Annotated in this window: 12 protein-coding genes and 1 pseudogene; 2 read left to right on the forward strand and 11 right to left on the reverse strand. The window is 71.7% G+C overall.

Annotated elements, in window-relative coordinates; all coding sequences use genetic code 11:
• Positions 1-43: 43 nt before the first annotated feature.
• Positions 44-1,264 carry a cation:proton antiporter gene (locus AB0B35_RS36685; RefSeq protein ID WP_361054908.1) on the forward strand — a complete coding sequence of 407 codons (1,221 nt, stop codon included), beginning with the start codon at positions 44-46 and terminating at the stop codon, positions 1,262-1,264.
• A gap of 91 nt (positions 1,265-1,355) precedes the next feature.
• On the opposite strand, the gene AB0B35_RS36690 is transcribed toward AB0B35_RS36685, so the two are convergent.
• From AB0B35_RS36690 to AB0B35_RS36735, 10 genes and pseudogenes are all read right to left on the reverse strand, one after another.
• Positions 1,356-1,712 (reverse strand): SHOCT domain-containing protein, encoded by a 357-nt coding sequence (locus AB0B35_RS36690; RefSeq protein WP_361054911.1) that lies wholly within the window; start codon positions 1,710-1,712, stop codon positions 1,356-1,358.
• A 22-nt stretch (positions 1,713-1,734) separates the two neighbouring features.
• Positions 1,735-2,184, reverse strand: a complete 450-nt coding sequence (locus tag AB0B35_RS36695) for a DUF6325 family protein (RefSeq protein ID WP_361054914.1) — start codon at positions 2,182-2,184, stop codon at positions 1,735-1,737.
• Between the two features lie 195 nt (positions 2,185-2,379).
• Positions 2,380-4,398 (reverse strand): annotated as a pseudogene (locus AB0B35_RS36700) (glycogen debranching N-terminal domain-containing protein); the annotation flags it as partial.
• A complete protein-coding gene (locus AB0B35_RS36705) occupies positions 4,391-4,753 on the reverse strand; it encodes an SCP2 sterol-binding domain-containing protein (protein ID WP_360539992.1) in 363 nt (120 codons plus the stop codon). The pseudogene AB0B35_RS36700 and the gene AB0B35_RS36705, both read right to left, overlap by 8 nt.
• Positions 4,754-4,892: 139 nt before the next feature.
• A complete protein-coding gene (locus tag AB0B35_RS36710; protein ID WP_361054917.1) occupies positions 4,893-6,125 on the reverse strand; it encodes a NarK/NasA family nitrate transporter in 1,233 nt (410 codons plus the stop codon).
• On the reverse strand, positions 6,122-6,424 hold the full coding sequence (locus AB0B35_RS36715; protein WP_361054920.1) for a DUF6755 family protein: 303 nt from the start codon (positions 6,422-6,424) through the stop codon (positions 6,122-6,124). The genes AB0B35_RS36710 and AB0B35_RS36715 overlap by 4 nt, the downstream gene beginning before the upstream one ends.
• Entirely contained in the window at positions 6,421-6,930 is a 510-nt protein-coding gene (locus AB0B35_RS36720) for a Rieske (2Fe-2S) protein (protein ID WP_360539998.1), read from the reverse strand. Before AB0B35_RS36720 ends, AB0B35_RS36715 begins: the two co-directional genes overlap by 4 nt.
• Positions 6,927-7,580 (reverse strand): 4Fe-4S dicluster domain-containing protein, encoded by a 654-nt coding sequence (locus AB0B35_RS36725; RefSeq protein ID WP_360540000.1) that lies wholly within the window; start codon positions 7,578-7,580, stop codon positions 6,927-6,929. Before AB0B35_RS36725 ends, AB0B35_RS36720 begins: the two co-directional genes overlap by 4 nt.
• A complete protein-coding gene (locus AB0B35_RS36730; RefSeq protein WP_361054923.1) occupies positions 7,577-9,862 on the reverse strand; it encodes a molybdopterin oxidoreductase family protein in 2,286 nt (761 codons plus the stop codon). Before AB0B35_RS36730 ends, AB0B35_RS36725 begins: the two co-directional genes overlap by 4 nt.
• 1 nt (position 9,863) lies before the next feature.
• Positions 9,864-10,865, reverse strand: coding sequence for a hypothetical protein (locus AB0B35_RS36735; protein ID WP_361054926.1), 1,002 nt, complete (start codon positions 10,863-10,865; stop codon positions 9,864-9,866).
• A gap of 263 nt (positions 10,866-11,128) precedes the next feature.
• Here AB0B35_RS36735 and AB0B35_RS36740 point away from each other — a divergent pair, with 263 nt between their 5' ends.
• Positions 11,129-12,085 (forward strand): endonuclease/exonuclease/phosphatase family protein, encoded by a 957-nt coding sequence (locus AB0B35_RS36740; protein ID WP_361054929.1) that lies wholly within the window; start codon positions 11,129-11,131, stop codon positions 12,083-12,085.
• Between the two features lie 49 nt (positions 12,086-12,134).
• Here AB0B35_RS36740 and AB0B35_RS36745 read toward each other — a convergent pair whose 3' ends face one another.
• Positions 12,135-14,435: an isoamylase gene (locus tag AB0B35_RS36745; RefSeq protein WP_361054932.1), complete on the reverse strand. Its 2,301-nt coding sequence runs from the start codon at positions 14,433-14,435 to the stop codon at positions 12,135-12,137.
• Positions 14,436-14,502 lie beyond the last annotated feature (67 nt).

Raw genomic sequence — 14,502 nt, forward strand, 5'->3', positions numbered from 1 at the left:
ATGATTCGGTGACATTCCCGGGCAAATCACCCAGTCATGTCGTGTGGTGCGCGTGTACGGGCTGATCGCCCTGGCCGTGGTGCTGATCGCCTGGGCGGCGGTGTCGGCCCGCGCGGCGCGGTACAGCGTCACCCTCCCGATCGCGTTGCTGCTGGCGGGCCTGCTGCTGGCCGGTGGCGACGACCCGCTGGTCGCCGTGGACATGTCCTCCTCGGCGGTGCAGCACGTGCTCCAGCTGACGCTTGCCCTGATCCTGTTCGGCGACGCCACCGAGATCAGCCTGCGCCGCCTGTGGTCGGCCGGCCACCTGCCGCTGCGGCTGCTGCTCGTGGCGTTCCCGCTGACGGTGCTCGCCGGCCTCGCCACCGGCCTGGCGCTGTTCCCGCAGGCGAACATCTGGGTCATCGCCATGGTCGCGGCGGCGCTGACCGCCACGGACGCGAGCCTGGCGACCATGCTCGTGCGCGACGAGCGCATCCCGCACGACCTGCGCACCGCGGTGACCGTCGAGAGCGGCCTCAACGACGGCCTGGCCGCCCCGCTGGTGGTGTTCTTCGCCGCGGCGGCCGCGGCGGCGGGAACCGAGCGCACCCCCGGTTCGGTGCTCGGCCATACCGTCGTCGAGCTGCTGATCGCACTGGTCGCGGGCATCGCCGCGGGCGCGGGCGCGGGCCTGCTGCTGCGCTGGGCCCGCCACCGGGGGTGGAGCGCGGCGAGGGCCGAGCGCCTGGCCTACCTCGCCGTCGGGGTGCTGGTCTTCGAGGCCACCCACGCGCTGCACGGCAACGGCATCGTCGCGGCGTTCGTCGCGGGCCTGGCGGTCCGCGCGGTCGACCGGCACCTGCCCGAGCGGCACCTGCAGACCACGCACGACGTGGTCACGCTGCTGGGGGCGGGTGTCTGGTTCGCCTTCGGCTCGCTGATCCCGTACACCCTGGCCGACCTGCTGAGCCGGCGCGTCCTGCTGTACGCGGTGCTGAGCCTGACCGTGGTGCGGATGCTGCCGGTCGCGCTGAGCCTGGTCGGGCTGCGCCGCTACCCGCGGGAGGTGTGGCTGCTGTCCTGGCTCGGCCCGCGCGGGCTGCCCAGCGTGATCTTCGCCCTGATCGGCGTGCAGCAGCTCACCGGCGTCTCGGCGCAGCTGGCGATCAGCCTCATCATGGCCACGGTGCTGCTGAGCGTGCTCGCCCACGGGTTGTCGGCGATCCCCATCGCCGAGCGCTGGAGCATCGCACCGGCGTCCGCGCCGCCCCCACGCACGTGATCGCCCGACCTGCCCGGCAGGTGTGCGTATCTTGCGAACGGATACGCCCAGGTGCCTGGCAAGTCGGACGATCATGGACGCGGGCGGCGGGTCAGCCGGCCAGGATGGCCGCCTTCTGCTGCTCGAACTCGGCGTCGGTCAGCACGCCCGACGCCTTGAGGTCGGCGAGCGTCTTCAGCTGCGTGAGCTTCGCGTCCATCGGCTGCCCGGCCGGCGCCGCCTGCTGCTGCGCCACCTGCTGCTGGTAGGCCTGCTGCTGCGCCATCTGCTGCTGCGCCGCCAGCTGCTGCTGGTACGCGGCCTGATCGGCGTACGCCTGCTGCTGCGCCGCCTGCTCGTCCTCCTGCGCCGCCCACCGGCCGGCCTGCCGGCGCGACACGCGGTTGGACACCGCGGTCGCCGTCCCGGCCACCACGGCCGTGCGCGCCACTCCTCGAAGCAGTCCCATGATCACATCCCCCGTTTCTGCGCTACGCGCCGGACTCGGCGGCAGCCAGCAGCGCCTGCACCGGGATGCGGCCGCTGGCGACCATCTGCGCCCCGCCGCGGCGCCAGGCGCGGGCCAGCGGCGCCGCCCAGGTGTTCTCGTAGACGATGACGCCCGCCGAGTTGCCCGGCTCGATCGCGCCGGCGGCCTCGCTCAGGTCCTCCCGGTCCAGCAGCCCGGAGGCCGCGCCCTGGAACACGGCGAACTCTCGGGCGCCCATGGCGTCCATGTCCTCGACGGCCACGGCGGTGACGGTGCCGTCGGTGTCCTTGCGGATGAAGGCCAGGTCGAGGATGCGGATGACGCCGCGGTCGACGAGATCCAGCAGCAGCGGGATGCCCTCTCCGGTCATCCGGTTGCCGGGGAACTCGATCACCACGTAGTCGATCGGCCCCATCTCCTCGAACTCGCTCACGTCGTCGGTCTTGCTCATGCGGTATGCCTCCCAAGCAGCGATGTGACCGCCCGCCCCGCGCCCGTGCCTGCATCGTAGGCACGGGCCGGTGCGCGGCGAGCGTGATTCGTCAAGGCGGCCGGACTCGTCCGGTCACACCACCGCGGCGGACCTCTTCCGCTTGGTGGCGGCGGTGCCGAGTTCGGGCCGCATCCGGCCCTGCCGGTCGGTGCGCAGCAGCCCGCGGCCGAACGCGTCGACCCGGCCCCAACGGCCGGGGATGCCCAGCAGTTCGATCTGCCCGATGCCCGCGGGCAGCGCCGCGTCGACGACCAGGCTGTCCTCCAGCGGCTGCAGTCCCAGCATGGTCCGCAGCAGCAGCAGGGGAGCACCCGTCGACCAGGCCTGCGGGCTGCACGCCGTCGGGTACTGCACCGGGTATTTGGTCTCCTCGCGCGGGTAGCCGCCGAACGCCTCCGGCAGCCGCCCGTCGAAGTACTCGGCCGCGTCGAGGATGCCGGCCGCGATCTGCGCCGCCTCCTTCTTGAAGCCGTACCGGCGCAGGCCCCACGCGATGAACGAGCAGTCGAACGGCCACACCGTGCCGACGTGGTAGCCGATCGGGTTGTACCGCTTCTCGCCCAGCGCCAGGGTGCGCACGCCCCAGCCGGAGAACAGCCGCGGCCCCATCAGGTGCCGGGCCAGCGCGCGGGCGCGCGACTGCGGCACGATGCCGCTCCACAGCAGGTGGCCGATGTTCGAGGTCAGCACGTCGACCTGCCTGCCCTCGGCGTCGAGGGCGAGCGCGTAGTACTCCCCGTCGGCGACCCAGTAGTCGCGGTTGAACCGGCGCTTGAGGTCGGCGGCCTGCTTCTCCAGCTTGTTGGCGTAATCGGGGTCCTTCCACACCAGCCGGGCCAGGCGCGCCCCGCGCATCCGGGCGTCGTAGGCGTAGCCCTGCAGCTCGCAGGTGGCGCGCGGGAAGCCGGGCAGGCTGCCGTCGCGGTAGGAGATGGAGTCCCACGAGTCCTTCCAGCACTGGTTCTCCAGACCCGACTTCTCGTTGCGCCGCTGGTACCAGACGTAGCCGTTGCCGAGCAGGTCGGCGTACTCGTCGACCCAGCGCAGCGCGGCGCGGGCCTCCAGTTCCAGGTCGCGGACCAGCGCCTTGTCACCGGTCCAGCGCTCGTACTCGTCGAGCAGCACCACGAACAGCGCGGTCGCGTCGGCGTTGCCGTAGTACGGGCTGTGCGGCTGGTCCTGGAAGGCTGCCGACTCGCCGTAGCGCATCTCGTGCAGGATGCGCCCCGGGTCCTCGTCGCGGAAGTCGTCGAACCGGCTGCCCTGGCGGGCTGCCAGCTCGCGCAGCGTGGTGGCGGCGAGTTCCGGCACGAACGGCAGGGACTGCAGGCTGGTGAAGATGCTGTCCCGGCCGAACATGGTCATGAACCAGGGCAGTCCCGCCGCGGGCAGGCTGCGCCCGGCCGAGGTCAGCGGGGAGAAACGCAGCGCCGCCAGGTCGATCAGGCTGCGCCGGTAGGTCTGCCGCAGCGGCCCCCACTCGCATTCCAGCTTGGGCGCGCCCTCCAGCCAGCGGTCCAGGTCGTCGCCCATGTCCTCGGCCGCCTTGGGGCCGCCGAGCCGGGTCCGCTTGCCGTTGCGGCCGATCAGGATCGGCGTCACGTGCAGCTCGCAGGTCCAGTGCGACTGCGGCTCGACCCGGATCTTGTAGATGAGCCCGTGCTCGTCCATGATCGCGCGCGGCTCCGAAGTGATCTCGGTGGCGCGGTGGAAGGTGTCCCGCCGGTAGCCGAACACCAGCCGATCGCGTTCCACGCTGGAGTACAGCTCGCCCTTCTTGGCCTCGTCGTTCTTGACGTCGAACAGGTCGGAGAAGTCGCTGCCCGCCTCCATGCGCACGGTCAGCTCGACGGCCTCCTCGCCGTGGTTGAGCACCGCCAGCCGTTCCCGGAAGCCCTCGGTGACGGTGCGCTGGCGCATCACGGACAGCTTCGCGTCGATGTAGACGGTGCCGCCGCCGGGCGCGAGGAAGAACCTGGTCTCGAAGTACTGCAGGTCGTCGACGGACAGGGTGCCCAGCCGCTCGCCGTCGACGGTGAGCACCCACGTCGACAGGAAGCGGGTGTCCCAGGCGAACAGCCCGGTCGGGTCGGTGCGGGACGCTTCGATGTCGCCGCGCTCGTCGCTGACGACGAAGGTGTTGCCGTTGAGGATGCGCACCTGGTCAGCCACGGCCGACCGCCGCCGGGTGGGTGCTGCGCACCGGGCCGCTGAACACGCGCTGGAACAGCAGCAGCAACTCCGGGTCGCCCTCGGCTTCGAGCGCACCGCGCAGCAGTGCCGCGAACGCGTTGTCCTCGCCGGTGACGATGTTTTCGAACACGTCGGCGTCGGTCAGGACCGCGCAGTCGGCCTTCTGGTTGCGCCGGGACACGGCGAACCTGCCGTGATCGACCGTGACGAACCAGCGTTCGACGTGCCCTTTCGCGCCGATGTCGAATCGGATGCTGCCTGAGCTGCGCCGCAGTAACGGTTCCTCGCCGCGTTGGGCGAGGTCGGCGAAGAACTGGTCGGTCGCCGTGGGCATGTGCACCATCTCCTTGGAGGGGCGGGTCCCGGTCGCGGCGGAGAGCGAAGGCCGCCACGGTCCCATCAGGTCGCGATGGACAGCACGGACCCGTCGGTATGTGTTCTGAGCGTATCCGTGATGCCCTTTTCGGGAGCTTTTATCGCGTATTAAGGTTCGGTCGGCTCGGCGGCCGGGCCGCCGCTTCCACCGGCGGCCGGCGGTTGCGCTGGGTCCAGGTGTAGGCGAGTGCCGCCAGCGCCACCAGGGCCAGCAGCAGCAGCCCGATGGTGTAGTGGCCGGTGGCCCCGTAGACCGCGCCCATGACCAGGGGCGGCACGAACCCGCCGAGCCCGCCCACCGCGCCGACGATGCCGGTCACCGCGCCCACCTTCGGGCCCGGCACGACCTGAGCGAGCAGGGAGAACACCGCGCCCGCACCGGCGCCCAGCATCGCCGCCATGACCAGGAACGCGATCGTCGCCCACGGGTACAGCGCCGGGGCCGAAGACTGCCAGGCCGCCATCACCGCGAGCACGGCCAGGCAGACGCTCAGCACCTTGGCGGCCCCGACCCGGTCCGACAGCCAGCCGCCGGGCGGCCGGAACAGCACCGCGACCAGCGTGAACCCGGCCGCCTTCAGCGAGGCGTCGCCCTGCTCCAGGCGGTACTGGCTCTGCAGGTAGGTGACCAGGTAGACGGCGAACGACACGTACCCGCCGAAGGTGACCGCGTACAGGGCCGACAGCGGCCAGGTCATCGGCTGGCGGGCGGCGTCGGTGAACCGGTGCGCGAACGGCTCGGCGGGCACCGTGCGGCCCGGCGGATCGCGCAGCACCAGCCACGCCACGACCCCGTAGATCGCGAGCACCACCGCGCACAGGTAGAACTGCGCGTTCGGCCCGATCTCGCGCATCGGCTTGGTCAGCAGCGCGGCGATCGCGGTGCCGCCCATGCCCATGCCGATGACGCCCAGCGCCATGCCGCGTTTCGTCGGCGGGAACCAGCCGTTGCCGTGCGGGATCGCCGCCGCGAACGGCGTGCCGCCGACGCCCAGCAGGAACCCGACGGCCAGCATCGCCGGGTACGAGTCGCCGGCCACGGTCAGCAGCAGCACCGGAATGATGGTCAGGAACGCGAGCGCGGGCAGCATGACCCGGGCGCCGAGCAGGTCGGTCAGCGCGCCGACCGGGATCCGGCCAAGCGCGCCGACCAGCACCGGCACCGCGACCAGGACCGACTGCTGCACCGAGGACAGCCCGAGGTGCTGCTTGTAGAACGCGGACAGGGGCGAGATCAGGCCCCACGCCCACGCGGTGAGCAGGAAGCCCAGCGCGGCGAGGATCAGGTTGACGTAGGCGCCCCGGGGCACCCGTCGGGCCGGGGCGGTCACCGGTCGCGCCGTTCGCCCAGCCGCCACGCCCACAGGGCGAGGAGGAACGAGGCCACCCCGAACGCGGCCGCCCACCAGGCGACCGCGGTGTTTCCCATCATCCAGGCGTTGAGCCCGACCCCGATCGCCCACAGCTGGCCGACGAGGATGGACAGCACCAGCGCCAGCCGCCCGGACAGCATCGACGAGCGTTCCGGGTCGGTCTCGCCGCCCGCGCCGGGCCCCGGGCCGGTGCTGCGGATGCGCGGGTCGCCGTACCCGCTGGTGGGTTTGATCTGCGGATATCGCGCGTCGGTCATGGCTGCTCCTCGCCGGAATCCAGGGTGCCCACGGCCCAGATGCCGCCGTCGCGCTCCTCCAGCAGCACCCGCGGCAGCGGGCGCGGCGGGGGACCGGCGGTGACCGCGCCGGTCCTCGGGTCGAACACGCCCTCGTGGCAGGGGCAGTACAGTTCGCCCTGCTCGCCGCGGTCGGCCCGCCACAGCACCCCGCAGGCCAGGTGCGTGCAGATCGACGAGTACGCGCACAGCGTGCCGTCGGCCATGCGCAGCGCGACGGCTCGGTCCTCCGCGCCCGGGTAGCTGAACGCCACCGACTCACCCGGCGGCAGTTGCTCCGCGACCAGCTTCGGCGGAGCGGAACCCTCGCCGTGCCGGTGGAAGATCCCCGCCGCCACCGCCACGCCACCGGCCGCGAGGCCGCCGGACATCGTGACCGCCAGCCGCAGGTAGTCGCGCCGGCTGGTCAGCGAGTCGGCCGCGATCCGCTCCCGCAACGCCGCGACCTCCTGCTCCTCCACCGTCACAGCGGATCTCCCAGCACGTTGTCCGCCGACGGCTCCAGGTGCCCGGCCGGTTGCGGGCTGCCGGTGACCCGGGCGTGCTCGCCGGCCCCGCCGGGCAGCGGCTCGCCGACCGGCCGTCCCTTGGGGACCACCATCGCCACGCCGGTGGAGATGATCGAGCCGTCGAAGTCGAACGTGCTGGCGACCTCGACGCCGGGCCGCTCGGTGCGCAGCTCCTCCAGGGTGCCGTAGAAGATCGACCCGGTGGGGCAGACCGTCGCGCACATCGGGGCCAGCCCGTACGACGTCCGGTCGTAGCACAGGTTGCACTTGAACTGGAGCTTCGCCGCCAGGTCGATCTTCGGCACACCCATCGGGCACGCGTTGACGCAGTTGCCGCAGCCGATGCAGCGGCTCTTGTCCGCGTCGTGCACCACCCCGTCCGGGGTGACCAGGATGGCCTCGGCCGGGCACACCTGCGCGCACGGCGCGACCGGGTCCTCGCAGTGCATGCACACCGTCGGGCTGGACGCGACGCTGCCGCCCTGGTCCAGGTAGTCCAGGTGGATCATCGACTTGCCGCGGTGCGAGTCGCACTCCCGGCACGCCGACACGCAGGCCTGGCAGCCGATGCACCGGCCTGGGTCGATCACGATGGTGCGTCCCATCATGGTTGCGACGTCCCCCTTCCCTGCGACGACGTGGGCGGCAGCTGCTCGGCGCGGGCCCGCTGCGCGTCGGCGTACGGCTCGCGCCCCGGCGGCATCGGCGGCGCGGGCACCGGCGTGACCGCCTCGGCGGGCTCGATCCGGCACGCGCACACCTTGTACTCGGGGATCTTCGAGCGCGGGTCCAGCGCGTCGATGGTCAGCTCGTTGGCCGCCACCGGGTACGGCCAGTGGTACGGCACGAACACCGTGTCGGGCCGGATCGCCTCGGTGACCAGCGCCGGGAACGTCGCCGAGCCGCGCCGGGTGACCACGGCGACCGCGTCGCCGTTGCTGAAACCGTGCGACGGATGCACCTCCACCCACGGCCGTGGCGTCTGCTCGACCAGCCCGCCCAGGCGCCGAGTCTGGTTGCCCGACAGGAAGTGCGCCACCGTCCGGCCCGTGGTCAGCGTCATCGGGTACGTGTCGTCGTACGGGTCGGCGGGCGGGTGCCAGCGCACCGCCTGCAGGTGGACCTTGCCGTCGGCGTGGTACGTGCGACCGCCCTCGAACAGCCGCGGCGTGCCCGGATGGTCCAGGTCGGGGCAGGGCCAGGCGATGCCGCCGGTCTCGTCGAGCCGCGCGTACGTGATGCCGTAGTAGTCGTTGACCGTGCCCCGCGACGCGATCCGCAGCTCCTCGAACACCTGCTCGGAGCCCGCGAAGTCGAACTTGTCCCCGACCCCGAGCCGCCGCGCCAGCTCGCACAGCACCCAGGTGTCGGTGCGCACCCCGGGCAGCGGCTCCTGGGCCTTGCGGTGGCGCACCACCCGGGCCTCGGCGTTGGCCATCACCCCGTCGTCCTCGGCCCAGCTCGTCACCGGCAGCACCAGGTGCGCGTTGGCGGCGGTCTCGGACAGGAAGAAGTCGCACTGGGCGTGGAAGTCCAGCGCATCGTAGCCCGCCTTGACCACGGCGTAGTTGGGCAGCGACACGAACGGGTTGTTGCACAGCCCGAACAGGCCGCGGATCTCGCCGCGGCTCATCTGGTGCACCATCTCCATCATCGAGGTGCCCGCCTGGGGCAGGTCGTCCACGTCGATGCCCCAGATGTTCGCGACCTGCATCCGGTGCACCGGGTCGCTGATGGACCGCCCGCCCGGCAGCATGTCCGACTTCTGGCCGTGCTCGCGCCCGCCCTGCCCGTTGCCCTGCCCGGTGATCGTGCCGTAGCCGGCCCCGGGTTTGCCGAGGTTGCCGGTGGCCACGCACAGGTTGATCACGGTGAGACAGTTCTCGACGCCCTGGGTGTGGTGCTCGATCCCGCGCGCGTGCCAGGCCATCGCCTTCGGCGCGGTGGCGAACATCCGCGCCACCTGCGTGACCTGCTCGGCGGGGATGCCGCAGATCTCGGCGGCCCGCTCGGGCGGGTATTCGGCGGCCGCCGCCCGTACCTCGTCCCACCCGGTGGTGTGCTCGGCGAGGAATGCCTCGTCGGTCAGGCCCTCGGCGACGACCACGTGCAGCACCGCGTTGAAGAACGCGGCGTCGGTCCCCGGCCGCAGCGCCACGTGGATGTCGGCGGTGCGCGCGATGCTGGTCTCGCGCGGGTCGACCACGATGAGCTTCGCGCCGCGGTCGCGCGCGCCCCACAGGTACTGCGTCATCACCGGGAAGCACTCGCCGACGTTGGAGCCGGCGATCAGCAGGCAGTCGGTGAGCAGGCAGTCCGCGAACGGGTTCGCGGCCCGGTCGATGCCGAACGACAGCTTGTTCGCCCCGGCCGCGCTGACCATGCACAGCCGGCCGTTGTAGTCCACGTGCCGGGTGCGCAGCGCCACCCGCGCGAACTTGCCCACCAGGTAAGTCTTCTCGGTGAACAGGCTGGCCCCGCCGAGCATGCCGAACGCGTCACGGCCGTGTTCGGCCTGGATGCGCTGGATCTGCTCGGCGGTCACGTCCAGCGCCTGCTCCCAGGACACCGGCCGCAGGTCGTCGGCGCGACTCTGGCGATACAGCGGCGCGGTCAGCCGATCCGGGTGGTTGACCTGCTGGTACGCGTTCAAGCCCTTCGGGCACAGCCGCATCCGGTTGATGTCGTGGTCGCGCGGCTCGACGCCGAACACCTTGCCGTCGTGGACCCGCAGGTACATGCCGCACTGCACGCCGCAGAAGCAGCAGTGCGTCGGCACGAGCCGCTCCTCGCCCCGGATCGCCCGCCAGCGGTCGGCGGGCAGCCCGCCCGCGTCGCGGAACCGCCCGGTGCCCGGCGGGGTGATGTTCGGGTCGAGCGGGATGGTCACGTCAGAACCCTGGCTTCACGCTCGTGCGGTAGGCCTGCCCGCGCCGCAGCCGCTTGCACCGCGGGCACACCTCGGCCAGTCCGTCGAAGTCCAGCTTCAGATCGCGCATGGTGGCGCGCAGGTTGTCCACGTACGCCGTGGTGTCGATCGGCTCGCCGCAGTTGCGGCAGTGCCGGATCTCCCCGTGCTCGGTGTACTTGAACAGCTGCATGCCGACCGCGGCCGGGCGCTGGGCGATGTGGAAGAACTTGCCGAACGGCAGGTACAGCAGGGTCAGCACGACCGCGGCCATGTGCAGCACGGCCAGGAACTCGTAGCCGCCGCCGTGCAGCGCGACGCTGGAGAACGTCAGCAGCAGCCCGGTCACCGAGATGACGATCAGCGCGAGCAGCGGCACCAGGTCGTAGCCGAACCGCTGGCCGGTGCTCGCCTCCCGGTCGCGCATCCGCCGGATCAGGAAGTAGGTCGCGCCCGCGATGACCAGCACCGCGGCGAGGTCGAGCCCGTGGAACAGCACCCACCCGAGCAGCGACAGGGCGTTGAAGTCGACCACCCCGGAGCCCCAGACGTTCATGGTGTACTCCGGGCCGGCCCCGGTGTTCGACGTGAAGGTGAACCAGCCCCAGGACAGCGGGAACGTGATCGCCGCCGCCAGCAGGCAGCCCCAGAAGATCAGCTGATGCGCCGCCCAGCGGGCCCGCGAGCGCGCGCCGAGGAACTTCTGGAAGCCGAGGTACGTGGCGATCATTCTGGGCAGCGCGGTCGGCGTGCGCCGCAGGTTCTGCCAGGACAGCGCCGCGCCCCAGCCCTTCCTGAACAGCCGCCGCGCGCCGGGGGACGAGATCCACACCGTGTAGCGGTAGGCGATGCCGAAGGCGAGGAACACGCTGGCGATGGCGTACGGGGCCAGGGCGGAGTCGAAGTGGTGCAGGCCCCGGCTGCCCAGGTAGATCGCCGCGCAGAGCACCAGGGCGGTGACGATGCCGACGAGCACGGGCCTCATGCAGCCGATGCTATGTAATCGGCATATCCACCGTATGAGGTTTATCGGACTTACTGTCACAGATGCCCGAACCTTGGTCACGTACGGTGACAGCGCAGCCTGGCGGGCCCGTGGTCGACGATCGATCGGCGAGGTGGCCCGTCCGCCTTCCTGCATACCGGGAGCTGTGTTAAGGCACCGTTAATCGCGGATGGATACTTGTCACACGGCAGAATCCGCGGCAGGCAAGGGAATCGGGGCGTCCCGCCGGTAGCGTACGCACAGTGACGACTCAGCTGGTGAAGGCGGCCCCCCGTACCCGCGAACCGGGCCACCCGTGGCTCGCGGCCATGGTCGTCATGGCCGCGCTCCTGCTGGCGGCCGTGCTCGCCGGGCACCGCCTGGTGCCCAATGTCTACAGCGTCGGCAGCCTGCTGGACTCCGTCACGCCCCTGTTCGGCCTCGCCGTGCCCGTGCTGGCGCTCGCCGCGCTGGCCGCCCGCGCACGGGCGGCGCTGCTCGCCGTCGCGCTGCCGGCGGCCGTCTGGGCGGCGCAGTTCGGCGGCGCGCTGCTGCCACCGCAGGGCGGGCCCGCCGAGCTGCGGGTCGTCTCGCAGAACCTCTACGCGGACAACCCCGACCCGGCCGCGACCGTCCAGGCGCTGGCCGCCGAGGGACCCGACCTCATCGCGCTGCAGGAGTCCGCCGACGGCGCCATCACGGCGGCCGCCGGGCGGCTGCGCGAGACCTACCCGCAGCACGCGGTCAAGGGCACCGTCGGCCTGCTCAGCAAGCACCCGATCACGCGGGTGAGCAGCCTCGACAGCGAGACGGGCTGGATCCGTGGGCTGCGGGCGGTGGTCGAGACGCCGCGGGGCGACGTCGCGGTCTACGTCGCGCACCTGCGCTCGGCCCGCCTCAACGAGACCGCGAGCCGCGACCGCAACATCCAGGCCCTCGCCGACGCGGTACGCGCCGACGACGCGAGCCGCGTGCTGGTCCTCGGCGACCTCAACACCTCGGCCGAGGACCGCGCCTTCGCCCCGCTGTCGGCGCTGCTGCGCGACGCCCAGGCCGACGCCGGCTGGGGCTTCGGCCTGACCTGGCCGTCGGCGGTGCCCGTGCTGCGCCCCGACCAGGTTCTCTACCGTGGCCTGACCGCCACCGACGCGGGCGTGCAACGCGCACCGGGGACGGATCACCGGGCGGTCACGGCGTCGTTCGCGTTCCCGGCCGGCTGACCTCGCGCGGCGGGGTCCCGTCCCTGCCGGGACAGGACCCCGCCCGGCGTCACTTCGCGATGAGCAGCAGCACCGCGCGGGCGCGCAGCGTGTACGCCGTCCCGGCCCCGCCGATGACCGCCTCCGCGCCCGGCGCGGCGACCTGGTCCGCGCCCTCGGCCCACGGGGCGGTGTCGGTGACCCGGTACCACTGCTTTCCGGCGGGCGGCGCGGGCAGCGTGAACACCACGTCGCCCGACCAGCCGTTGTAGGCGGTGTACAGCGCGCTCGCGCTGTCGCCGAACTCCGTGCCGTCGATGCGCCAGGCCAGCGCGTGGTTGTTCGCGTTGCCCCAGTACGCCCCGTCCGGCGCGACCCCGGCCGGGGTGAACCACTCCAGCTGCCCCAGGCCGTTGCCGTTGGTGTCCGACGCGGTGTAGAAGCTCACCGGCCGCAGCGCCGGGTGCGCCTTGCGGAACGCGGCCAGCCGCGACGTGTACGCCTTGAAGTTCGTCTCGTCGGTGGTCAGGGACCAGTCCAGCCAGTTCGCCGACGAGTCGACGTTGTACGGGTTGTTGTTGCAGTTGATCGACCGCAGTGTCTCGTCGCCGCCGGTCATCATCGGTGTGCCGCCCGACAGCATCAGGAACGCGAACGCGTTGCGGGCCGCCTTGCGCTGGTCGGCCGCTGCCCCGCCCTGATCCCAGGAGATGTTGTCGTCACTGCCGCCGTCCGACGGCCCGAACGGCCAGGCCTGCCCGTTGTTCTTGCCGTTGCACGAGTACAGGTCCTTCTGCGTGAACCCGTCGTGGGCCACCATGAAGTTGACCGAGTGCCACGGGCGGCGTCCGTCGTCGCCGTACAGGTCCGACGACCCGGCGAAGCGGGTCGCCAGCTCGCTCGGGGTCACCGCGTCGACGCCGAGCTTGTTCTGGTCGCGGCGCAGCGTGTCGCGGTAGATGCCGTTCCACTCCGACCATGCCGCCGGGAAGTTGCCCACCTGGTAGGTGCCCGTGCCGATGGCCCACGGCTCGGCGATCCAGTCCACGCCGGAACCCCCGCCCGCCGGGCGGGCGGGCATCTCGGTGGTCAGCCGGTTGAGCGCGGTGTTCGCGTCGGTGCGGCTGTAGCTGAAGCACCCGTGCTGGCACGTGTTGCCCAGCACCGACGCCAGGTCGAACCGGTAGCCGTCCACGCCGAGGGTGTTCTTCCAGTACGCGACCGAGTCGACGATCAGGTTCTGTGCGGCGGGGTTGCGGGTGTTGAAGTTGTGGCCCAGCCCGGTGTTGTCCATCGACCCCTGCATGTCCGAGGTCAGCGAGTAGTACGCCGGGTTGTCCAGCCCGCGCCAGGAGAAGATGTGGTACGTGTTCTTGTCCCCGATCGCGCCGCCCTCGGCGGTGTGGTTGTAGACGACGTCGACCAGCACCTTGATCCCGGCGTCGTGGAACGCCTTCACCATGGCCTTGAACTCCCGCGTCGGCCCGCCGGGCGTCTTGTCGTAGGAGTAGCGCCGGTCGGGGGCGAAGTAGTTCTCCGTCATGTACCCCCAGTAGTTGTCACCGGTCGTGCTGCTCGGGTTGACGTCGTTCGCGTCGTTCTGCGTCTCCTGCAGGGGCAGGAACTCCACCGCCGTGACCCCGAGCGAGGCCAGGTACGCCGCCTTCTGCCCGGCCGCCTTGTAGGTGCCCCGCTCGGCCGCCGCGATGGACGGGTCGGCCTTGGTCAGGCCGCGCAGGTGCACCTCGTACACGATGTCGTCCTTGAAGGCCCGGGTCGGCTTGGTGCCGAAGCTCGTGCTGTCGGCGGCCAGCACGATGCCCTTGGGCGCGATCGTGCCGGTGTCCACGGCCCGTTTGGCCGGGCCGGACGAGTAGTCGCTCGCGACCCCGTCGGGCAGCGCGGTGTCGTGGCTCATCTCCCGGGCGTACGGGTCCAGCAGCAGCTTGTTCGGGTTGAACCGGTTGCCGGCGGAGTCCACGTCGGCGACGAACCCGGCAGTCGAGCCCTTCGTCCAGCTCGCGCTGTACGGCCAGTTCGGACCCCAGGCCCGGTAGCCGTAGTAGACGGTGCCGGTGACCCCGGCCGCCTGCAGCGCAGCCACGCTGACCGTGGTCGCCCAGACGTCCCCGGTGCCCTTGGCGAGCAGGTAGGACGCCTTCTCCTGGGCGCCGGTGGCGGCGGAGTAGACGTAGACCGCGATGCGGGTGGCCCGGGACGAGTACACCCGGAAGTTCACGTTGGAGCCGGAGTAGCGGCCGCCCAGGGTCTGGGTGTCGATCCCGGCCTGGGCGGGCGCGGTGGGGGAGACGAGGGACAACCCGGCTGCCACCAGCGCGGCGGCGAGCACGGACCTCCATAGGCGACGCATGGTCTTCCTTCCCGGAGCGGGGGTGGTGGCCGGGGGAGCGGCGACTGAAACTTCTTGCAAAGTGTGA

The organism is Catellatospora sp. NPDC049133 (genome assembly GCF_040648455.1).
GTDB lineage: Bacteria > Actinomycetota > Actinomycetes > Mycobacteriales > Micromonosporaceae > Catellatospora > Catellatospora aurea.